The organism is Sphingobacterium sp. UBA5639 (genome assembly GCF_002421245.1).
Taxonomy (GTDB): Bacteria; Bacteroidota; Bacteroidia; order Sphingobacteriales; family Sphingobacteriaceae; genus Sphingobacterium; species Sphingobacterium multivorum.
On sequence record NZ_DIJR01000024.1, the window covers coordinates 122,720 to 143,879 of the forward strand.

Here is a 21,160-nt window from a genome sequence, read left to right on the forward strand (position 1 = left end):
TCATTTGAACGTATTGCCCCTTTACATGGAATATAAACTACTAATAATTTGCTGTAAACATGCGTATTACGGCAGTGTTGTTAGATTTATTGAAGGTGCTGTGCCAGTACCTGCTTGTGTAAATTTCGTTCCGGGATTTACGACAGTATTGAAAAAACCGCCATTTTTCAGGAAGAAGCTATTCCCGGTTATTCCGCCAATGGCGTCTATCCGCTGGTTATTGGAATAGGTTGCATCAACCGTAAAGGTACTTTCCACGACTTTCAGCCAAGTTCCAGCAGATGTTCGAACCCATTGATTACTATATTCTGCCGAACGTCCCAGAAAGCCGTTGTCGGCGTTGAAATTTTCGAGGAAGCTATGAAATCCTGTTAAATAAGTATTTGTTTTGGGACGTTTCCAACTTGCAATGAGTATCCAAGTATTGGTCGAAGGATCATTAAACCATGCTGTAAAATCAGTACTTCCATTATTATCAGGTTCTCCCTTCAATAAAAATTTATAGGTAGTAGCGGCAGTCCAATTAAACTTGAGGTAGCTTTGTCCGCCAGAACCTTCGCCACCGAACTCTCCTGTCGTGGTATTTGCACCTTTTCTATTTAATGTAATGCGGTCCTCTGCAGGTATTTGTGATGGGTTATCGGTGCTATATGGACTCCAAACAGAAAATAATATTCTGCGCTCTGTCGCTGAATTGACCTGCATTCCGAAATATCCTTGGCCGAAGCCATTTGCCATAAAGTAAGATCCTATTTTATCTTCTCCTGCGGGGACTTTCACCTCGCTATAATAATAGGAAACTTGCTGATTTGTTGGAATGGTATAACTCAAATGGCAGGATGGACCCCGTCGCGACCAATAGTAGGTATTATCTACATTATTGTCACTATAAATTACTGTGCCATTCGTTGCCGAACTATCTAAAATCAAATGGGATACATCGGCAAAGTAACCACCTGACTTGGATACACCTTGAAGATCCATTTTTATATAACCCGCCGCATTTAGCGAATAGGTACCAACAGTGTAATCCTTAAGGGTTCCACCCTTAAGTTTGATTTGTTTGCTTACACCGTTGATCGTTAACTTCACCGTACTGCTATCGCCTGAAGGTAACACTTTAGCCCTTATTTTAACACGTAAAGCGCCTGCTTGGGGGACCTTGGCATAGGTACTGATCACGCTATTGGCATTGGTCCAGTTTGCCAGGCCATTGCTATTGATGACTTCAACTGCACCGGAAGGTGCTGAAGTAACAAAGGCATTACCACCTAAGGGAACTTCGTATCCGCTTGCTCCAGAGGATGCAGCACGGAGCGATAATTTCTCTTCTAAATTGGTTTGCACCTCGCTTTTTTTGCAAGACAGAAAGCTTGCCAATACTGCACAAAGCAGTAATGTAAATTTGGGATATCTCATAAGTTAAATTTAATTGTTGACTCTAATTTTATAAATACAATTAAATTAAACGAAAATTATTCAATGCAATCTTTTGTGTGAATTGCTTTTGTAACAAAAGGGATACGTTAGATAGTCGCCATTGTTTATTTAATGAACTATCATTAGGTAAATGCTGCAATGCGCAATAGCTTAAATAGTCTCCAGTGGTTTGCTGCACACAGCCGTTTTATCTGACGATTTGCTAAGCCATCTCGATTATTCGGCCAGTTTATCGGCATGTCGATGCATAAGCTTCCAATTGCCTTGCTCTTTTCTGAAGATTTCGGTGATTCTGAGATTGAAAATCACTGCTGTATCTCGCCCTTTTACGTTGACTGTCGAACGTTGTATACCCGTCCAGTAAGCTAGCGAATCACATGCATCTTGATGGATCACTTCAAATTTGTTTTCTGCACCCGGAAGGAAATTGGAAGCTCCTTTTTGATTAAAATCATTGACCTCGGATACCCCAGAGATGTATATTCCATTGGGTGGAAAAATTGTTGCCGGCTCATTCGAGACAGAAATGTCTTTAAGAGAGTCAAAATGGCCCTCCACAAAATCTGTTGAGGATTTCAATCGGATAGCCATAAATTTTTCGAATTCCAAGAGTGCGTTATTGTCTGTTTTCATATTTCTTATCTGTGTTTGTTGAAAAATAAACCAATGTGTGAATGTAATTGCGAAGATTGTCCATGGTTAAATCTTTTCATCATCGTAGTGACGCATCATGTAATAAAAATAGTCTATCATCTTCAGGTAGTTTTCAATGCTGATGTATTCATTGGTACTATGCATACTCTGCTGTTCGGCGTGATTAATTTTAATGGGCATAAAACGATAGATATGATCACTGAGATGCTGATATTTGATGGCGTCGGTTCCGCCCACCGTCAGGTAGGGCGTAATAATAAGATCGGGGTATAGTCTGCGGATAGCAATTTCCATCATTTTGTAGGCTTTAGCGTCTGTTGGTGAAACTTTGGATGCTTCTCGGGCATTGTCGACCTGTTCGATCTCAACATCAAACCCGCTTGTAGCCTGCTCGACATGATCCCGAACTTCCTGTAGGGTGTTTTCGGGTAGCAGTCTAAAATTGACAACAAATTCAACTTCAGGTGAAAGGACATTGGGGGCATCGCTGCCTTTCATCATTGTCAGTGCCGTAGTTGTTCGCACGAGAGCATTAGTCGAATGGTTTTTCGTTAGTTGAGCCAGAAGTAAAGGTTCAAGAAGCCAGCGGTTAGCGATCGCAAATCGGGAGGCAAAAGGCATGCTGCCACCAACCTGTTGAAAGAAGTTTTGGATAATGGGGTTGATCTGTGCTTTCATCTGGTGATTTTCTAAGCGCTGCATGATGACTGCCGCTTGACCAATTGCACTCGTTGTTGGGGGCATCGAAGAGTGCCCACCAAGACCTTTAACCTTTATTTTCAGGGATAAAAATCCCTTCTCCGCGCAACCGATCAACGCTACATCCGAGCTGATTCCCTCGACCGAGCCCTTTTCCAGAATTAGTCCACCCTCGTCATAAACGGCTTCGAATTTAAGGCCCTTTTCTTTGAAGTAGTCTGCTATTTTGGCTGCGCCACGTACGCCCCCAACTTCTTCATCAAAACCAAAAGCGAGGTAGATATCCCGCTTGGGCTGTACCTGTTCTCGAACCAGCTGTTCTGTCGCTTCAAGTAAGGAGAAAAGCATGCCTTTCATGTCTAAGCTTCCACGTCCATAAATGCGGCCGTTGGCTACTGCCCCCGAAAAAGGTGCATAGTCCCACTCTTCGGCGATTTCGCTTACAGGGGGTATCGCCTGGTCGCTAGGCCGAAATAGTGATGAATCGTTGTTTTTTATAGCAGCTGAACCAGGAGGGACGACATCCATATGGGAAAGAAAGAGTAGCGGAAGCAAGCTCTTGTCGCTTCCCTTGAGTCGAAAGACCAGCGCATGACCATTGATTGTATAGGTTTCCAGCGAGCGATAGATCAGTGGAAAGTTGTACCTGATGTAATTATTAAGTTCTTCAAAAGGAGCATGATTAAATAATGTCGAGTCGCCGATAGAGATGGTGGCTATTTTGATACCGCCAGCAATTCGGGCAACAATACTGTCATTGACCGCTGGCGGCATTGGCGCCACTTCCGATTTTTTGACTCGCGTAAACGGATAAGTCAGCGTTCTAATGAAAAGCCCAATGAGAAATAGAATAAGTGAGACAAAAAAGATTAAGAGAATTTTCTTCATAACGGACTTCATATTAATATAAACCACCTACCACATATACCTTGGAAAAAGTCATCCAGCGCATATTCTATTGTTTCTAGTAGAACACGAAAGCCCTTCGTTTGTTTCTTATGTCCCATTAAATGTGCAATAGCTCAAATTCCTGTTGGACCATTTCTCGCCCATTGACAATAATGGAGATTTTATGCTTCCCCGCATAGAATTTCCGGGTGGTAATCAATTTAAACGATTGCTTTCGCTCGATACGGTTTATCTCAGCTCCCTGATAAATTCGTTCACTAATTTTAAAAACCTTTCGAGATAGCTGGCCATTTGATTTTTGATAATATAACCCATACTCCAGACGTAGTGATTTAGCGGTGCTGCTTCCATTCTCAATTTCAAAGGAAAAAATAAGATGTTCACCTATTTTAACAGCCGGTGTATGAATACTGAGATTGGTAACATCGAAATCGCTACTATCCAGTCCATAAAAGCTTAGAATTGCTGGATGCCCTTGTTTGAGTAAGGTACGGCAGCCATGTTTGATGATAGCATCTGTATTTTTACTGATACCTTTCCATTGCTGGGCAATACCCAAGACAAGATGGGGATGATCCTTAGCGATATCGTTGAGATTGTTGGCTACACTTCTTCTGACGCTCTCGGATGAATCATTATGGAGGTTTTGTAGGATGGACAGGATAGGAGTAGGATCATTTTTCAACGATGGAATTGCCATCGCCCAAGGGAGTCGGGGTCGAGATCCTTCGCTTGCAAGGCGTCGTACCTGAGCATGTGGACTTTTGGACCACCTTTCCATTTCCGCGATCATTCGAGATCCATAGTTGATAATAAATGGACGAACGGCAAATTCGCAGCTGATAAATCTCGTGACGATTTCAAATGACTGTACAGCTGTTTCAAAATCTTCGATGCCGTAAGTTTCGATATAGTCTGGAAAAATAACATATTCAAGTCCTCCCGGATGCTTCGTTTTTAGGAGATGTTCCACAACTTGTCTTAGTAAGGCCGCTGCTTCAGGAAAGGAGTTCGGCATAAATTCATGCAAGACCGCTGTGCTATGTTTTGTGCGCTGTTTCCATTCCATTTCATGAAAACTGCCTGCAAAAACACGTTTGATAAACTGTTCTCTGTTAAAATTGTTATCAACGCGGTGGAACTGATCAGCAATAAACTGATAGAATTCCCGTGTATATATATCTTTAATGAGGGCCATGAGCTGAATAGCTGTTAAATGTCAATTAATGAAGACAAGATACTATATTCGATGTTAGTATCTTGTCAGATGAGCAGACTAGTTAGTAGCGTCTAAACCAAATTTCTTGATGGCCTCAGGGCTCAGTGGCGTGAAAAAGTTAAGCAGGTTACCATCGGGGTCACAAAAAAGCAATGAGCGATTGCCCCAAGGCATTGTTGTCGGCTCCTGAACGATTTTTGAAGCACTATTTTTGATCCGAATATATTCATGATCTACATTTTCCACTAAAAATTCAATAATAATGGGGGCCGTGTTGCCAAAGACAGTGGGGCTGTCGCTAAACATTTGCATCGTACGCGTACTTCCAATAGCTATGGTAATCGAACTGGTGGAAACTTCAGCGAAATCTGGTGTAAACCATTGCGCGGTGAGGTCCAGGATTTCCTCATAGAATGTGACGGATTGCTGGATGTCATTTGCAATCAGCCGAATGGATGTTAATTTCATGATGATCTAAATTTATTGATAACAAAATTAAACGGGCTATTGACACCAGTTTGTCAATAGTCCGTTCGAAATTGTTCATAAATTTAATGATCATCGCTAGGTCAGTACGTCGTCAATAATTCCAAATTCTTTTGCTTCTGCAGCAACCATCCAGTGATCCCGGTCGCTAACATCATGTACACGTTGATAGCTTTGTCCACTATGTTTGGCAATAATATCGTACAGCTCCTTCTTTATTTTCAACACTTGATTGGCTGTAATTTCAATGTCAGATGCCTGCCCTTGAACACCGCCCAGCGGTTGATGCAACATCACCCGTGCGTGCTGCAGGGCGCTACGCTTGCCGGCGGCGCCGCCACAGAGTAATATCGCGCCAAAAGAGAGTGCCATACCGGTGCAGATTGTTGCAACATCAGGACTGATCAATTGCATCGTATCATAAATACCTAATCCAGCATAAACTTCACCGCCAGGAGAGTTGATATACAGTTGTATATCTTTTTTGGGATCAACAGATTGAAGAAATAGCAGCTGGGCTTGTACGATATTGGCGATGTTGGATTCTACGGCAGCACCCATAAAGATAATACGGTCAATCATCAATCTGGAAAATACGTCCATTTGTGATACGCGCAATTCGCGTTCTTCGGTGATATATGGAGTCATGGCCAGCGGCATGCGGGATTGCTCGATACCGGAAATGTAATGATCCACCAGATCTTTTTGGACATAGCAGTGCCCTACCGCAAATTTGCGGAACTCATTTTTGTCAATCGTCATGATGTTAAGAATTTAGGATTTGCGAAATAACTTTATTATTTTTTTTCTGAAAGAGACATGTTCAGGATATGTAAATAATGCTTGCGTTATGGCTTCAATTTCAGTTTTTAATTGTTTGCGCCCAAATTGCTGAATAGCTTCATAAGCTTTTTGTTGCGCAATAACCTTGTGTGCCAATTCTTCGTCCAATACCAATTGCGCTTCAAAAAGCAATGCATCTTCTGGTTCAGCCATTCCAAAGATATATGCTTCTATCTGCTGGGTTTCATTCCATGAAGTCATCATAAACCAGGGATTTTTCTTTAACGGATTCTCTAACTTTCTCCAGGCATTTGAATTTCTGTACAGTGGCGCTCCTTACGCCCGAATAGCCATATTCATCTGCAATTTCTTGCAGGGACATTTGATCATAATAGAAGCTTTTCAAAAGTTCTAAACATTTGCGCCCGGCAATCTCCAAAAAGCGAAACAGCCTTGCGCTAGAAGGAGACTCTTCGGTTGTCAAAGCAATATCCACTTGATCTAGGGGGAGGCTTGGGCTGGATTGACCATACCGTTTAAGCCATAGATTTTTGGCTGTTCCGAACAAATAACCAATAGCGTTGTTTAGTGGTGTTTCTGTTAAATGTATCTTTTCATAATACACCAGTAAAGCGTCCTGAAATACATCTTTGGCTTCATCTAAATTACCGCCCATGCGACTGACGTACTTAGCCACGATAGGAAATGTACTTTTATACAAGTTCATAAAGAGCAACTGCCGGTCTATTGTTCGATTTGAATTGATCAATTGTTGCATAGCAATATCATTTATAGACATGTACCAATTTAGCGAAAAGTATCACCTTTTATTTGAAAATTAATTAAACAAAAATGCTTCCCTAAAAAAGGAAGCATTCATTCGTTTATCTGAGTTGACTCATTCCAGTGTATGTTTCTGCTTCTCAGGGCTATTTTTTTAAATCCAGTTCCATCTGGATATTACAGCGTTGATAAGTACTTGGAAAGCCATTGATTTTTTGAAAACCTAACTTGTGATAGAGATTGATCGCAGGTTTTAAAATGGTGTTACTCTCGAGAAACAGTTTTGAAGCCCCAAGAGTCTTTGCTTCTTCAATAATTGCTTTTCCCAAAAGATAGCCTATATTTTTGCCCTGCACTGTTGGGGAAACCACCATTTTTGCCAATTCATAGTCAAAATCGGGATGATTCATTTTGATAAGTGAACATACACCTACGGGCTTGTCATTATAAAGAGCAACCATAATTTTGCCGCCTTTTGCCAAAATATACTCCTCAGGGTTGTCAAGTGCTTTATGGTCCGCCTCTTCCAATTCAAAATAGGTGGAAATCCATTCCTCATTCAAGGACTTAAATGCTAAGCGGTAGGCTGGATTGTACGGCACAATGTTGATATCCTTACTTTCACGCATTTTCTTTTGCTCTTGCACCCGTTTTAATAAGGATTTTTGTTGAAGGAGAAATTCCCATTCCGCTAAAGCTTCCCATAGATTGTGCGTAGCTTCCTGGATAATCCCATCAATGGCACGATCGATATCGATACATTGAATTTTCATTCTTTCCCATAGCATTTTTCCTTTATTACTCAATCCAACCATATTTCTCCGTTTATCCATAGAGCGAAGGTTATCTTCAAGTAGGCCCGCTTCGATCATTTCTTTAACGATTTTAGTGACCGATGGCTGGGAGTGGCCAATCTCTGTTGCTATATCAGTAATTGTCTTGGAATCACCTTCTGATAAAATAAAGAATACGGGAAACCATTTGGGTGCAAATTCAATCTGATAAAGCTCGTGTATCCGGGCGGCTTCTTCTGTGATGTTGGAAGCCATGTAGCGCAATCTGCTACCTAAGGCTATTTTTCCTGTTTTTTCAAATAGTTCCATCGTATTATAAGTAATTATATAACTAGTTATGTAAATGTAGGAAAATAATTTGAATGTTTTAAAATTGAATTTTAAAATTCGACTGGAAGAAAAATATATCGTTGCTTTTTTCGTTATATTTCAATAAATTCAACACATAAAAAACCAGAACCCCTTAAAATAGACCGAAGGACATGAACGAGTTAGAAACTTATTTCCGAAATAATAATGCGAAGCTAATCAATAAATGGATGCATTATTTCGATATATACGACAGACATTTTAGTCGTTTCAAAGGCAAAGAGATCGTGGTGTTGGAAGTTGGGGTTTTTCAGGGTAGAAGTCTGCAGATGTGGAAGAACTATTTTGGCGATCGTGCTAAAATATATGGTATTGACATCAATCCGCACTGTAAGGAACTCGAAGAAGAAAATGTCGAGATCTTTATTGGTTCGCAGTCCGACCGAAAGTTTCTGCGTCAGGTAAAAGAGTCTATTCCGCCGATCGATATATTGATTGATGATGGTGGCCATACGATGAAACAACAGATTGTGACGTTTGAGGAGCTTTTTGATCATGTGAAAGACAATGGCGTATACCTTTGTGAAGATTTACATACATCTTATCAGGTATTTTATGGTGGTGGCCATAAAAGGAACGGTACTTTTATAGAGTATAGTAAAAATTTTATTGATTACATCAATGCTTACCATTCCGAGCAACGTGGATTGAAGGTCAATGGATTTACGCGTTCGGTAGGCTCTCTACACTACTATGATAGCATTCTGGTAGTGGAGAAACATCGAAGGGATGAAGCGCCGATCCATATGAAAACAGGGGCGGCGACAGTGAAAGATTTCAATGCGGCTCCCACAGGATTCGATGGATTAAAATGGAAGATTAAAAAACCTGCTTTAACCGTGATCAACAAGTTGCTCCGCTTTTTCCGTATTGGCGGGTTTATGTGGCGCTAACAGACGGGAGCAAACAGACGGGACTAGAAACAAAAAAGGCAGATCATTTGATCTGCCTTTTGGGTAAGTAATCGGGCTCGAACCGACGACCCCTAGAACCACAATCTAGTGCTCTAACCAACTGAGCTATACCTACCGTGATTTTGATGTCACAAAAGTAGTATTATAGCTCATATGTTCCAAATGTTTTTTAAACTTTTTAACTAAACAATTGTCTATCAAAAGGTATAATTTTCAAGTATGCCCATTTAGTGACCCTGAAGAATAATATTGAGGTAATATTTTCAGGTTGAATGTCTAAAAAAGCAACTTGGTCTTTAATTTGTATAGTATAGTTTATGGGAAAATTTTTAAAATTTTTAATTATCGTAGCCATTTTGGCAGTTGGCGCCTGGTTTGTGTATCATAAATATAACAGCGGACCGACAGTGGAAAGTAAACATCAGCTGTTGGTGGACCGTATTGAAGCCATGGGAAAACTGGAATTGGTCAAATACCGTTACAGTGATGTTGTAGAGCACAAAAACGTGAATACTTTTTTACCGGATGCAAGTGTATTACTCATCGTGAAAGCAGATGCTGTAGGCTGTGTGAATCTGACGAAACTTAGTCCGGAAGATATCACGGTTTTAGGGGATTCGGTCTCCATCAAATTGCCGGCTCCAGAAATTTGTTACATCAAGATCGACCACGAGGCGTCGAAAGTATATGATACGAAAATGGCTTTTTTGCGCGAAGCAGAGCTCGTGGATGAAGCTTATAAAGCTGCGGAAAAAGCTGTTGCTGATGATGTAAAGAAATCGGATATCCTGCAGCAGACCAAGGCCAATGCAACCACCGTTTTTAAACCACTCTTACAGGGATTGGGATTTTCGAAAATCAATCTGACCTTCGAATAGTGCCCAAATAAAAAAGCTAGACAATGTTTACATTGTCTAGCTCTCTACAATAAATCTAATCTCCAGCCATCTCACGACGGGAGGACTTCATAATTATGCTATTATCAAGCCAAGAACAATAGCCAAGTTACATTCGTTTTATTTTTTTGTCGTTGTATCCGGCTGTGGTGTCGGCGGGATTTCTCCACGGGATTCGGCAGATGTGGTGTCGCGATATTGTATCGTCGTGGTATCGTTGGGAACGGAATCACGCATCAGTTCCTGTGATTTTTGATCATCAGTTTTAGCGCCGTTACATCCATAGGCTGCTAAGCATAATAGACTGACGGCAATTAATTTTGTTAAGTTTTTCATATTATCTATCGTTTAATGATGGCATGCCACCTGCATGCACTTAGTAGGAGAACAAAGCTCAGGTCAAAAGCGTTTCGCTTTCTATATTTGCTATTATGATAGAAAAAGAAAATCAATCTTATTTTCTTTATTTTTTAGATAAATTCAATTGTAAAAAACTTTTTAAAATTGGGTACTGTTCCTAGAAGTACATAAGTTCATTAAACAGATAGCTATGATTCAGATAGTGCTTGTTGACGACCATCATTTGGTAAGAAGTGGTTTTCGGCTGATTTTAGAAACGCAAGATGACATTACTGTTTTGGCTGATGTTGAAAGTGCTGAAGCAGCTTTGGATGTGTTGAATGTCGATCAGCGACCAGATATGATCCTTACGGATATTAATATGGGTGAAATGGGCGGGATAGCTCTCATTGATTTCGTTAAACAGAAATACCCCGATATAAAAATCCTTGCCTTGACGATGGAAAATGACAAACACATTGCCGCAGATGTATTGCGTGCAGGAGCAGATGGCTATTTAGTGAAAGATAGTAGTTGTGATGAGGTACTTTTTGGTATACGGCAGGTTGCCAAAGGAGAAAAATATATCAGTGGTTCCTTAAGTGTTTCCTGCCTTAACGATTATAAAAACTTTGCGGACAGGGCTCCAGACCTAAATCGTGTTTTGTTAAAATATGATATTTCAGAGCGCGAATTGCATGTCTTGGAACTTATCGCACAGGGATACACCAACGGCGAAATTGCAGAGCGTATTTTTTTGAGCAAACGTACGGTGGAAGGGCACCGACAGAAACTGATCGAGAAAACGAATACAAAAAATACAGCTGGTCTTGTCAGCTTCGGTTTTCATCACATGCTCTTACATTGATTAAACAATAAAAACAAAAAATAGAGGAATATGGCAACAAAAAATGAAAACCGCGTCGTCGGAACCGAAATGGAAAAAAAGAAAAAGGTCAAGTTAGGTGTAAATGGAGAGACACTGCGAGATGTAGGCGATAAGGATCAGGGCGATGCCGAGGCCGGAGTAGACCCGCAGGTGGATCAGTTGAACGAGATGCCCAATGATCCTACAGATAGGCCAAAAGAAAGGAAGAAATAAGAAAGACCCGCATTTAAAATTGCGGGTCTTTCTGTTAAGCTTAGTTTCTAGCTGAAAATCTGTATCTATTTTCAGGACTAATCAGCACTTGTCCGTAAATGACATTTCTATTTTTTGCCCTGCTTCTCAATGGCTTTAGCAAGTTCATCTTTCGTCATATCGTGACGCCCGGTGATCTCCATTTTCTTTGCCATTTCCAAGAGTTCAGCTTTGGTTTTATCAGAACTTCCGTTTTGCGATCCTTTAGACGCTGAAGCACTTTTTCCTGTTGTTGTCGCTGATTTTTTTTCTTTGTTAGCGTTGCTGCTTTGCGATTGCCCTTTGGCAGTCGTATGGCTTGAACTTTTTGTTGTATTCATAATATACTGTTTTATGTGTTATTTATATGCTGAACATGTTACAAGATCTAAAGGTTGGCCGATTTTATACGTTATTGAAACTGTACTACTACGCTTTGTTCTTTTTTTCTGTCGCAAACGCTTTAATGATGGCTTTATTAAAAGCGGGCAGATCGTCGGGCGTACGACTTGTAATAAGTTTGTCGTCAATCACCACTTCGCTGTCTTCCCATAATGCGCCTGCATTAATCAGGTCCATTTGAATGGCTTCAACGGACGTTATTTTTTTATCACGCACCAGATCCGCGTTAATCAGTAATTGAGGTCCATGGCAAATGGCTGCGATCGGTTTATCCCGTTCCCAGAAAGCATTGATCAATGCAATAGCCGTTTTATTCGTCCTCAATTTATCAGGATTGATGACCCCGCCTGGTAGCAGCAATCCGTCATATCGATTCTCTTCTGCCTCCTGCAGAGCAACATCGACAGGATAGTCATTTGACCATTCATCTCCATTTTTTGCCCGCACTGCTCCTTCAGCCGGTGATATAATGTCTGTTTTGGCGCCTGCATTTTCCAAGGCTTCCTTTGGGCTAGTCAGTTCAATTTCTTCAAATCCATCCGCGACCAATATCGCTATCCGCTTATTCTTTAAATTCTCCATATCACTAATTTTATTTACGTTCTTTCTATACTTCAAGAGAACGGATGTAAATCTGCGAAGGTTTGAAATAATATGATTTAGCGTAGGAAAAGCGTTTTGATTGATAAAAAGGAATAAATCAAACCGTATTTCTTTGGGGGTTGTCTATCCTTAAAATCGATGGTATGTTTAAGATAGCTATTTTTCGGGCTCTTCAGCTGGGCGATCTCCTGTGTTCCATTCCCGCCGTCAGGGCATTGAAGTCGCATTATCCCAATGCCAAGCTCTACTTTATCGGCTTGCCCCATATGCGTACATTGATGGAACGCTTTGATTGCATCGATGAATATGTGGATTTTCCCGGGCATCCGCAGCTTCCCGAAATTGCATATAATCCCGACAATCTTGAACGATTCGTCAAGCAGATGCAAGCGGAAAAATTTGACCTTCTGATTCAGATGCAGGGAGATGGAACTGTGGTGAATGATTTTTTACAGAATTTTGCGGCAAAGCGACTGGTAGGATTTCAACCAATAGCTTCAATTGACAACCCCGACTGGATGACTTATCCAGGAAAGCTTCACGAGGTGAACAGGCACCTAGCTCTTATGGAATTTCTAGGTTTAAAAATTCCAAATCGTACAATGTATTTCCCCTTATTTCCCGAGGATTGGGAGGCCTATAGGAAAATAAAAGCTGAAATAAACTATCCTTTCGTTATTATCCATGTGGGCAGTCGGGACGCCAAACGACGCTGGCCTATTGAAAACTTCGGATTTCTTGCGACCTTAATGCAGCAAATGGGATATCAGATTATCCTGACTGGGGTAAGTGCTGAAGAATCTTTGGTCAATGAACTGCAGCGCTTACTTGAAGGACCTGTGCTTAACCTCTGTTCCAGACTTGATTTGGGTACGCTTGGCTGTCTTTTGAAGGAATCGACTTTACTTGTATGCAACTGCACAGGAATATCCCATATTGCCGCTGCCTTAGAAGCAAAAAGTGTGGTCATGAGTCTAGATGGTGAGCCCGAGCGTTGGGGGCCACTCAACACAGCACTGCATACCACTTTTGATCTGACCAAACCTATCGCCATAGAGCATATTGTGCGCGAGATCAGACGGGTCCTTCCGGCGCTGTCTGTTTTTGGGAGGAATGCTTAAGTAATGAATTCAATTTATCCATGATATTTTCAACACTTAACGGTGTCATTCTAGATGATCCATTCTGCTTATCGACAAAGCTGTTAATCGTATTTTTGGAGCGCAGAGCAGGGTCGACGGGGTAAAGGATAAAGTCAGTATCCTGCGACCATGGGATATGCTGCGGGTTTGTCTGAGCGTAAAGGACCAACGTTGGTTTTTGCAGCGCGCAGGCAATATGAGCAACGCCCGTGTTGACCGTGAGCACAGCATCTGCATGTGCTACGAGGAGTAGGAGATCATCAATTGTCGTCTTTCCAATAAGGTTAATCAGATTTTCCCTTACGAGTTCTGAAAAACATGATCTCAGGTAATCGTTGTATTCCTTGCCAACAAGTATGACCTGAAATGCTGAATCAAGTAGCTGCCGCGTCAATTGTTGTGCGACAGCACGGGGAATTCGTCTTTTTTGCTCCGAAACATCACAATTGACAATAATCTGTTTCCCCCCACGTAAAGGAATTAAATTCGATAATTGACCTCGGGGTACAATTAGGCTCGGTAATCGATTGATCGACCGGCTGATGCCAAGTAGTCTGACCAGTTCGAGATCACGTGCTATTTGGTGCTGTATCTCAAACAGGGGTTCTTTGTCTGGTATCCAATGGGTAAGCAACGTATAGGGATTCTCGCGCATATAAGCCGCTCGCAGGGGGATTTCCGCTAGATATGCCAACATGATCGAAGCCATTGGATTTTGGCTGTATACATTGAAAATAATACAGCTATCAAACTCCCGCTTTTTGATTGCAGCAATCAATGCTTCAGTCGAAGCAACCGTGTCATGCGAGCTCAATTTCATCCAAGGGGCATCGTATTGTATATAGTCATCGACAGTGCCTAGGTAGGGGATAATGGGAACAGCCATTTCTGACGCAAGTAATGTGATTTTACAATTTCCATTCGCTGATTTAATTTCCTGAAGCGCTGCATTACTCATGATCAGATCGCCCATATTGTCTAAGCGAATGATCAACATGTTTTTACAATCTTTCCAAGTCCCCATTTTAGCTGATTTTCTTTAACAGTTGATTGTCCTTTTCCTGCACCCGCTGAATGATTTTAGTAGTCGACTGCTGATGGACATGCGGAATAAATACGAGTTGTGTCCCTAGTATTTGCAGTAGCCCTTGTTCGGCCAGTTCTTTATTTTGGTATGCTTCACCTTTTACAAAGATATGCGGTTTAACCTTTTCGATGATCGGGATAGGGTTGTCCGATAATTCATCACCAAACGGTACAATATAATCTACAGCTCCAAGCGCCCGCAATACTTCAATTCGATCGTCAAGCGAATTGACAGGTCTTGTTGCTCCTTTTAAACGTCTGATGCTCTCGTCTGTATTGATGCCGACAATCAAAATATCACCCTGTGCCTTAGCTGCACCGAGGTAATGGGCATGGCCGGCATGGAAAATATCGAAACAACCGTTGGTGAATACGAGTTTATTTTCTTTCCGAAGTCCATCGCATAGTGCTTCAAGATGATTCAGGTCGGTAATTAATTTATCATCTTTGTTCGTAAGGCGCTGGGCTAATTCCGTGCAGCTACAATGTGCTGTACCATTTTTTTGTATACCGATCTGTGCTGCCTTTATACTCAGTGCTATCGCAATATCCGCATCAAGTTTATTATAGTAAGCCAAGCAAAGCACGGTCAGAAAGGTGTCGCCAGCGCCGGAGAAATTACCTTCTTTTAAAGCAGGAACCCGGTAGTGCTTTGCTGAACCACCTTTTTTAAAGAGGATAACACCATCCTTATCAAGGGTAAGTGCCACCCAGTTCGCCTGAGACAAGGCAGCTAGGCTTTCGGGCCATTTCGATGCTTGTGTTAGGCGGTCGTCCTCTTCTTCCTGGCTCAGGATTTTTCTTGCTTCGTCATAATTGGGCTTAATTAAGTCGGGATTTAGGCATGCATACTTGTCGTAATCTTTGCTGTCTATGGCAATAATTTTGGGCTCAACCTGCTGTTCTTCGGCGAGCAGCACAATGAGCTCATCCGTGATGTTACCTTTTCCATAATCTGCAATAAAAACAATGTCGACATGTTGAAGGGCTTTTTTTACCGCTGTCAGATATTGGTTGGCCAGCGCTGCACTAAAATGATACTTCTGACCAATATCATAACGAAGCAGACAGTGTCCATCTCTACGTAATCGTGTTTTTGTTAGTGTCTGACAATTTTTATTATAGAGCAGGCCACCCGTGTCAATTCCCTGTCGCTGCACACTGCGTGCTATTGTCTGTCCACTGCTATCGTCGCCCAACAGACTAACGACCGACACGACGGCCCCCATATTGCTGAGGTTCGTGATCACATTCCCGGCTCCGCCAAGGCAATGTTCTACGGATTGGACATCGAGCACGGGTACGGCGACATCGGGAGCAAGCCGCTTGCATTCCCCATCTAGATAAATATCCAGCATACAGTCTCCCAAAACAAGGACCCTTGGATTGTCAAAACCATTTTCGACAAGTTTATTTAATGCTATATCTTTCATAATCTACTTTTTCTGAGTTGATAAGTTGCGCCAATCCGTAAAAATCATCTACGATGAAATCTGGTGTATATTTAGGATCAGAAATTCGCTCCTGTTTCCTTTCTTCCTGGCTTCGGTCTACCAATATGGTCCTGCAGCCTGCCGCACGGCCGGCGCCGACATCACTTAGGATATCGCCGATCATCCAGGATTTTTTTAAATCTATGTTCAGCTCCTTGGCAGCCCGATAGAGCATTCCGGGTAAAGGCTTACGGCAGGAGCATTGCGGTTCGTCCATGACATCGCCGTGTGGACAATAGTAGATACCGTCTAATTGGATGTGCTCGTAGCGGAGTAGTTCGTGCAATGCTGAAAAAGCGATATCCAAATCTTCAGCTGTAAAATAACGTCGGGCAATACCCGACTGATTGCTGATAACAATGAGCTTATAGCCCCTTTTTTGTAACCCTCTTAGAGGCTCAAAAATGTCGGAATAACAAACGATGCGTGCGGGATCAACGTTGTAGGGAACATCCTTAATCAGCGTTCCATCCTTATCCAGAAATACAGCGCTCTCCATCATGATGCGATCAATTTATTATGTATAACGAAGTGTTCATTTTTCCTACTCAGATTTGCCATCCGCTGTTCCACCAGTGCGCAGAGCTGGTGAATAATATGTAGCTGTACTTCCTGAATACGGGCCGTGTGATCGGAAGGAACTATGAGATTATGATCTCCGAATTGCGTGGCCTCGCCACCATCTTTTCCCAGCAAATTTGCACAAATCACCCCAGCTTTACTGGCTTCTTTCAATGCGTTTAGGATATTGGGCGAGTTGCCACTTGTACTTAAACAGATCAGCATATCTCCTGGTTGCCCAAGTGCCTGTACCTGTCTTGCAAATACGCTTTCGTAGCCAAAGTCGTTTGCCCATGCGGTGAGAACCGCCACATCAGCGTTAAGCGAGATCACCGGATAGCCGGGACGCTGTGGTATTTCAAATCGACCCACGAGCTCGGCAGCGAAATGCTGGCTCTCCGCGGCACTACCACCATTGCCGCAGATCATGATTTTTTTACCTTCATGCAATACAGAGACCATTTTGGACGACAGCCTGGCTATGCCAAGCGCCAAAGATTCTGCCGCTTTTTCGAAAGTCTTTGAGGAACCCAAAAAGCTTTGCCTGATCTGCGTAATTGTTTCTTTTTCAGCATCCTGAGGCAAACATTGTGCATAAAGCTGCGCAATACTTTCGCTGACCACTTTCCACGTAAAGGATTTAACATGGCGTAGAGAATTAACAGAAAATTTCAATCGTTTACGGTCGTTATTTATCAGGTCAACAATCGCAGCAGACAATTGTTGTGGCTGTTGTGCCGCTACCAAAAGGCCGGTTTCTTCATGCCTTACCGTAAACGATATACCGCCCACATCGGCACCAATTACGGGCGTACCACAGGCCATGGATTCCAGCGGAGTAATCCCGAATGGTTCATACCACGGCGTGGTGATAAAAAGCTCACTTGCAGCATAATAGTACCTAAGCAGATCACGACGCTGTTGTCCCGTGAAAATGACCTTATCTTCCACTTTTAACTCGATACACAGATGATGCAGACGATCAAATTCTGCGCGGTCTTCCGCTGTCGCCAGATTTCCACCAACGACCAATAGCCGCAATTCGGGCAGCGCATGGTGCGCATGGGAAAAGGCTTCGATCACATTGTCTATTCCCTTTCGTTTCACCATGCGACCAAGTTGCAAAATGTAGGTGTACGCGGAATCAAGTCCAAGCTTTTCCTTTGCTTCGGTGCGGTCTGTTGGATGAAAATCAGCCGGATTAAAACCACAGGGAATAATTTCTATTTTATCCTGTGGCGCCTGATAATGTTGAATCAAGTCCTTCAGATCGTTTGGGCATTCGGCAATGACGCGTTCGGCTGCCCAAATGATATCTTTCTCAATTTTTTCACGAATTTTCGGAAATTTGTCTGAGCCCCCCTGGTGTAAGCGGCGCACCGCACCTAGGGCATGAAAAGTAATAACAAAGGGGATATGCAGTTGTTTCTTGATTTCCATGGCCACCATACCCGACAGCCAAAAATGCGCATGTACCAACTGGTAGCTCAGCTGGTTAGCGGTCATAAATTCGATTGTATGGGCGGTAAATTCATCGATATGTCCATAAAGCTCTTCCTTTGGGAGTATATCTTTGGGGCCTGCGACAATATGAATGACCCTTATATTTGGTTTCCAGAGGACGACCCCTTCTCGGCTTGGATGCTCACATCGCGTATAGATGTCTATTTGATTGCCCATCAAAGCGAGCTGCATGGCAACCTCGGCAACATAAACGTTTTGGCCGCCGCTGTCTTTACCTCCGAGGGTCGCTAAGGGTGAGGCATGATCACTAATAAAAGCTATTCTTTTTTTCATGATAGTATATATTGATGAATTTTTTCATTAATTAAATTCTCCCATTGTTGTCCAAATCGAACTATGTCGAAAAGCTCTTTTGCTTTCTGCTGTGCGTTTACACTGAGCTGCTGTGCATGTTGGGGATTATTCAGCAGCATTTTCATTTTAGCGATGAGCTCTTCGATCTCTAAGCCGATATAGCCTGTTTTTTCATTTTCAATAATGGTAGAAAGCTCTGTGGTAGCCAATCCAACGATGGGAAGACCCACCATCATAGCTTCGCAGATTGCTAAGCCCAAACTTGTGTACCGTATTGGATTGAAAAAGAAACGATAGTCTTTAATAAATTCGGGTAGGCGCGGATGGAGCACTTCACGAAGCCCATAGGGTTCGTTACCCATTCCGATGAGATCTAATGGTACCTGCTTTTGTACATACTTGAAAATATCGCTACCTAGCATGCGTCCACGGGAGGGAAGGTTGTTGATAACGACAATCCCTTTTTCCAATCGACCATTGTAAGCGACATCGTGTGTATCTACACCATGTGTGATGACACGTACATCCGGAATATTTGCCTTCCACATTAACTGGTTGAAGTGTGTCACATGCACCAGTGTAACGGCTGGATTGGTGACTGGATGAACTTCATCACAGGGATGCTGCCATGGCGGGTCGTGTTCAATATAGATACGAGGTAACTGTTGCTGCACTTCAGACAGGATCAGATATTGATCTTCCAAGTAATTTTCATCGCATTGAAAAAGGATAAGATCTAGGTCGAGATTACGCACTTCGCCGGCAGGAACTTCAATCACATTGTCGCCAAAAGGGAAGGTTGTTCCCCGTCCGCCATAGCGAGGTCCTCTTTCGGGCGTATATGGAATATATAAGATATAGTCACCTTGGGATAAATAATACAAGTACGATCCATGGATATGCCATGTTAATACGCGTGGTTTGTGTGTCATAAACAATTTTTAATTTCAACAATGGAAAAACGCCGTTTTTAGCGATTCAATTTCGCAGAAGGAAACGCGCTTTTAACCTTTGCTTAATGAACGGCTGTGGTAACGACTTGGTTGGATGGACTAATACCCAATTGTATGTTGGAAGTACTTCGCCGAACGTATTAAGCTCATTAATTCATTTTAAGGGAACTAACATCCTGGAGCAGCTGTTACATGAGAAAAGGCTATGGATCTCAGACCGGTACATCATCTCGAAACACAAGATATTGACAAAAGCCTCCGAATGGTCATCATAGACGGTGTATGTTCAGAGGTTGTTGTCTGTTTGAGCAGCGGTGTTATTTTGGTCGGAGCAGGTTTGTTGATGGGAGCAAGTAACTTTCAGCTGGGACTGTTGGCGGCCTTTCCAACCTTATGTAATCTTGCCCAGCTGTTGACCATTCTCGTCATGCAGATTTACCCGAATCGGAAAGTAATAACCGTATTCGCTGTATTTCTTGCAAAAATGCCTTTGGTCCTGGTTGGGCTTTTAATGTGGCGGGAAGTCGATTTCTCTTTTACGACCTTGCTCAGTTTTATGTTCATCCATTACCTTCTCAGCGCGATAGGTGGCGCAGGCTGGAATTCCTGGATTAAAGACCTCGTTCCTGAGGAACGTTTGGGTACTTATTTTTCCAAGCGCACGGGCATCATGCAATTGACGAATATTACAGTTAGCATCATTGTCGCAGCGTTAGTTGACTATTATACCAATCATGCCGTTATGCAACTACCAAAGCTCTACGGCATATACTTTTTAATCGCAGGGGCTATAGGAGCAGTTGGTGCCTTTTTTTTGGTACAGGCCAAAGAGCCCAAACAACAGATGTCTGGGGGACATTTGGGAAGTTTGTTGCTACAGCCGCTTAAAAATAAAAATTTTAAAAATTTATTGATCTTCAATGCGGCTTGGTTGTTGGCGATTAATTTAGCGATACCCTTTTTTACGGTCTTTATGTTAAAAACATTGGGGCTTTCGATGAAAATAGTCATCCTGCTTACTGTTTTCAGTCAGATAGCTAGTGTCCTGGGCCTACGCTTATGGGGAAACCTTTCGGATCGTTATAGTAACAAAAGTATTATCTACCTCACAGCACCCATTTACATTTGTTGCATTTTATTATGGATATTTGTCGGAATCTATTCGCGTGCATTGCCCAATTTACTTTTACTCCTATTTCTGCATATCATGACGGGAATCTCCACTGGAGGCATTAATCTCGCCCTCACAAACATTGGCCTGAAACTCGCTCCCAAGACAGATGCAATTGTCTATATCACTGTAAAAAATATGGTCGCTTCGTTTTTTACAGCCTTGGGACCTATTTTAGGAGGATTGTTAGTTGATTATTTTGCAACTCGCGAGCTTCAGATTAGCATCTCCTGGAAAAGTCCCAACCTCCAGACTATCGCCAAACTGATCTATCTGCATGAATGGAATTTTCTATTCCTTATTGCCGCACTTCTGGCATTTATATCGCTTCGTTGGCTTGGAAAGGTACAGGAAAATGGCGAAGTAAGTCCACAGCTTGTCAAACGTATTATGAAAAAACGTTTTCGTGCCGGATTGAAAGAAAGCCTACTTGTGGGGAATATTATCACGCTTCATACCCAACTCAAGCAGATTGTTAAACGAAAAACCAATGCATCAGATAACGCAATTTCGGACGAGTAAAAAA

The 21,160-nt window shown here is 42.2% G+C and carries 23 protein-coding genes and 1 tRNA gene; 6 read left to right on the forward strand and 18 right to left on the reverse strand.

The annotated features are described in order from the left end of the window. Nucleotides 1-66: 66 nt before the first annotated feature. The 9 genes from B4Z90_RS14350 to B4Z90_RS14390 form a co-directional block, all read right to left on the reverse strand. Nucleotides 67-1,419 carry a DUF3472 domain-containing protein gene (locus B4Z90_RS14350; protein WP_201639242.1) on the reverse strand — a complete coding sequence of 451 codons (1,353 nt, stop codon included), beginning with the start codon at nucleotides 1,417-1,419 and terminating at the stop codon, nucleotides 67-69. 237 nt (nucleotides 1,420-1,656) lie between these two features. Further along, on the reverse strand, nucleotides 1,657-2,073 hold the full coding sequence (locus tag B4Z90_RS14355; protein ID WP_046676299.1) for a nuclear transport factor 2 family protein: 417 nt from the start codon (nucleotides 2,071-2,073) through the stop codon (nucleotides 1,657-1,659). Between the two features lie 66 nt (nucleotides 2,074-2,139). Further along, complete coding sequence (locus tag B4Z90_RS14360) at nucleotides 2,140-3,681, reverse strand: M20/M25/M40 family metallo-hydrolase (protein WP_286802601.1); 1,542 nt, start codon at nucleotides 3,679-3,681, stop codon at nucleotides 2,140-2,142. 118 nt (nucleotides 3,682-3,799) lie between these two features. Continuing rightward, entirely contained in the window at nucleotides 3,800-4,900 is a 1,101-nt protein-coding gene (locus B4Z90_RS14365) for a DNA alkylation repair protein (protein WP_201639239.1), read from the reverse strand. Between the two features lie 78 nt (nucleotides 4,901-4,978). Continuing rightward, nucleotides 4,979-5,389, reverse strand: a complete 411-nt coding sequence (locus tag B4Z90_RS14370) for a VOC family protein (RefSeq protein WP_201639238.1) — start codon at nucleotides 5,387-5,389, stop codon at nucleotides 4,979-4,981. 96 nt (nucleotides 5,390-5,485) lie between these two features. After that, nucleotides 5,486-6,169 (reverse strand): ATP-dependent Clp protease proteolytic subunit, encoded by a 684-nt coding sequence (locus B4Z90_RS14375; RefSeq protein WP_201639237.1) that lies wholly within the window; start codon nucleotides 6,167-6,169, stop codon nucleotides 5,486-5,488. 12 nt (nucleotides 6,170-6,181) lie between these two features. Then, complete coding sequence (locus B4Z90_RS14380; RefSeq protein WP_201639236.1) at nucleotides 6,182-6,454, reverse strand: hypothetical protein; 273 nt, start codon at nucleotides 6,452-6,454, stop codon at nucleotides 6,182-6,184. Continuing rightward, nucleotides 6,435-6,968, reverse strand: coding sequence for an RNA polymerase sigma factor (locus B4Z90_RS14385; RefSeq protein ID WP_201639235.1), 534 nt, complete (start codon nucleotides 6,966-6,968; stop codon nucleotides 6,435-6,437). The genes B4Z90_RS14380 and B4Z90_RS14385 overlap by 20 nt, the downstream gene beginning before the upstream one ends. A 151-nt stretch (nucleotides 6,969-7,119) precedes the next feature. Further along, a complete protein-coding gene (locus B4Z90_RS14390) occupies nucleotides 7,120-8,076 on the reverse strand; it encodes a bifunctional helix-turn-helix transcriptional regulator/GNAT family N-acetyltransferase (protein ID WP_201639234.1) in 957 nt (318 codons plus the stop codon). Nucleotides 8,077-8,249: 173 nt separating this feature from the next. Here B4Z90_RS14390 and B4Z90_RS14395 point away from each other — a divergent pair, with 173 nt between their 5' ends. Continuing rightward, a complete protein-coding gene (locus B4Z90_RS14395) occupies nucleotides 8,250-9,029 on the forward strand; it encodes a class I SAM-dependent methyltransferase (RefSeq protein ID WP_201639233.1) in 780 nt (259 codons plus the stop codon). A 62-nt stretch (nucleotides 9,030-9,091) separates the two neighbouring features. Here the strand turns inward: B4Z90_RS14395 and B4Z90_RS14400 are convergent. Then, a tRNA-His gene (locus B4Z90_RS14400) sits at nucleotides 9,092-9,165 on the reverse strand. Nucleotides 9,166-9,367: 202 nt separating this feature from the next. Between B4Z90_RS14400 and B4Z90_RS14405 the strand changes: the two genes are divergently transcribed. After that, nucleotides 9,368-9,928, forward strand: coding sequence for a DUF4230 domain-containing protein (locus tag B4Z90_RS14405; protein WP_046676305.1), 561 nt, complete (start codon nucleotides 9,368-9,370; stop codon nucleotides 9,926-9,928). A gap of 138 nt (nucleotides 9,929-10,066) precedes the next feature. Here B4Z90_RS14405 and B4Z90_RS14410 read toward each other — a convergent pair whose 3' ends face one another. Continuing rightward, nucleotides 10,067-10,282, reverse strand: coding sequence for a hypothetical protein (locus B4Z90_RS14410; protein WP_201639232.1), 216 nt, complete (start codon nucleotides 10,280-10,282; stop codon nucleotides 10,067-10,069). Nucleotides 10,283-10,496: 214 nt separating this feature from the next. On the opposite strand from B4Z90_RS14410, the gene B4Z90_RS14415 reads away from it, so the two are divergent. Both B4Z90_RS14415 and B4Z90_RS14420 read left to right on the forward strand, forming a co-directional pair. Next, a complete protein-coding gene (locus B4Z90_RS14415; RefSeq protein WP_070564434.1) occupies nucleotides 10,497-11,153 on the forward strand; it encodes a response regulator transcription factor in 657 nt (218 codons plus the stop codon). Nucleotides 11,154-11,183: 30 nt separating this feature from the next. Beyond that, complete coding sequence (locus tag B4Z90_RS14420) at nucleotides 11,184-11,387, forward strand: hypothetical protein (protein ID WP_070564431.1); 204 nt, start codon at nucleotides 11,184-11,186, stop codon at nucleotides 11,385-11,387. Nucleotides 11,388-11,494: 107 nt separating this feature from the next. Here B4Z90_RS14420 and B4Z90_RS14425 read toward each other — a convergent pair whose 3' ends face one another. Continuing rightward, nucleotides 11,495-11,746 carry a Rho termination factor N-terminal domain-containing protein gene (locus B4Z90_RS14425; RefSeq protein WP_070564428.1) on the reverse strand — a complete coding sequence of 84 codons (252 nt, stop codon included), beginning with the start codon at nucleotides 11,744-11,746 and terminating at the stop codon, nucleotides 11,495-11,497. A gap of 88 nt (nucleotides 11,747-11,834) precedes the next feature. Continuing rightward, nucleotides 11,835-12,389: a type 1 glutamine amidotransferase domain-containing protein gene (locus B4Z90_RS14430; protein WP_201639231.1), complete on the reverse strand. Its 555-nt coding sequence runs from the start codon at nucleotides 12,387-12,389 to the stop codon at nucleotides 11,835-11,837. A 164-nt stretch (nucleotides 12,390-12,553) separates the two neighbouring features. On the opposite strand from B4Z90_RS14430, the gene B4Z90_RS14435 reads away from it, so the two are divergent. Further along, nucleotides 12,554-13,531, forward strand: coding sequence for a glycosyltransferase family 9 protein (locus tag B4Z90_RS14435; protein ID WP_201639230.1), 978 nt, complete (start codon nucleotides 12,554-12,556; stop codon nucleotides 13,529-13,531). On the opposite strand, the gene B4Z90_RS14440 is transcribed toward B4Z90_RS14435, so the two are convergent. From B4Z90_RS14440 to B4Z90_RS14460, 5 genes are read right to left on the reverse strand one after another with little or no spacing between them, the layout of a single operon-like run. Then, nucleotides 13,485-14,549: a glycosyltransferase family 9 protein gene (locus B4Z90_RS14440; protein ID WP_175441971.1), complete on the reverse strand. Its 1,065-nt coding sequence runs from the start codon at nucleotides 14,547-14,549 to the stop codon at nucleotides 13,485-13,487. The genes B4Z90_RS14435 and B4Z90_RS14440 overlap by 47 nt on opposite strands. 28 nt (nucleotides 14,550-14,577) lie before the next feature. Further along, a complete protein-coding gene (locus tag B4Z90_RS14445) occupies nucleotides 14,578-16,071 on the reverse strand; it encodes a PfkB family carbohydrate kinase (protein WP_115048608.1) in 1,494 nt (497 codons plus the stop codon). Then, nucleotides 16,049-16,633, reverse strand: coding sequence for a D-glycero-alpha-D-manno-heptose-1,7-bisphosphate 7-phosphatase (locus tag B4Z90_RS14450; protein WP_070564412.1), 585 nt, complete (start codon nucleotides 16,631-16,633; stop codon nucleotides 16,049-16,051). Before B4Z90_RS14450 ends, B4Z90_RS14445 begins: the two co-directional genes overlap by 23 nt. Next, a complete protein-coding gene (locus tag B4Z90_RS14455; protein ID WP_115048610.1) occupies nucleotides 16,630-18,489 on the reverse strand; it encodes a glycosyltransferase in 1,860 nt (619 codons plus the stop codon). Before B4Z90_RS14455 ends, B4Z90_RS14450 begins: the two co-directional genes overlap by 4 nt. Then, nucleotides 18,486-19,442, reverse strand: coding sequence for a glycosyltransferase (locus tag B4Z90_RS14460; RefSeq protein WP_070564408.1), 957 nt, complete (start codon nucleotides 19,440-19,442; stop codon nucleotides 18,486-18,488). The genes B4Z90_RS14455 and B4Z90_RS14460 overlap by 4 nt, the downstream gene beginning before the upstream one ends. A 226-nt stretch (nucleotides 19,443-19,668) precedes the next feature. On the opposite strand from B4Z90_RS14460, the gene B4Z90_RS14465 reads away from it, so the two are divergent. Continuing rightward, the gene (locus tag B4Z90_RS14465; RefSeq protein ID WP_201639227.1) at nucleotides 19,669-21,156 is read left to right on the forward strand and encodes an MFS transporter; all 1,488 of its coding nucleotides are present in this window, start codon (nucleotides 19,669-19,671) and stop codon (nucleotides 21,154-21,156) included. The last annotated feature ends 4 nt before the right edge of the window (nucleotides 21,157-21,160 follow it).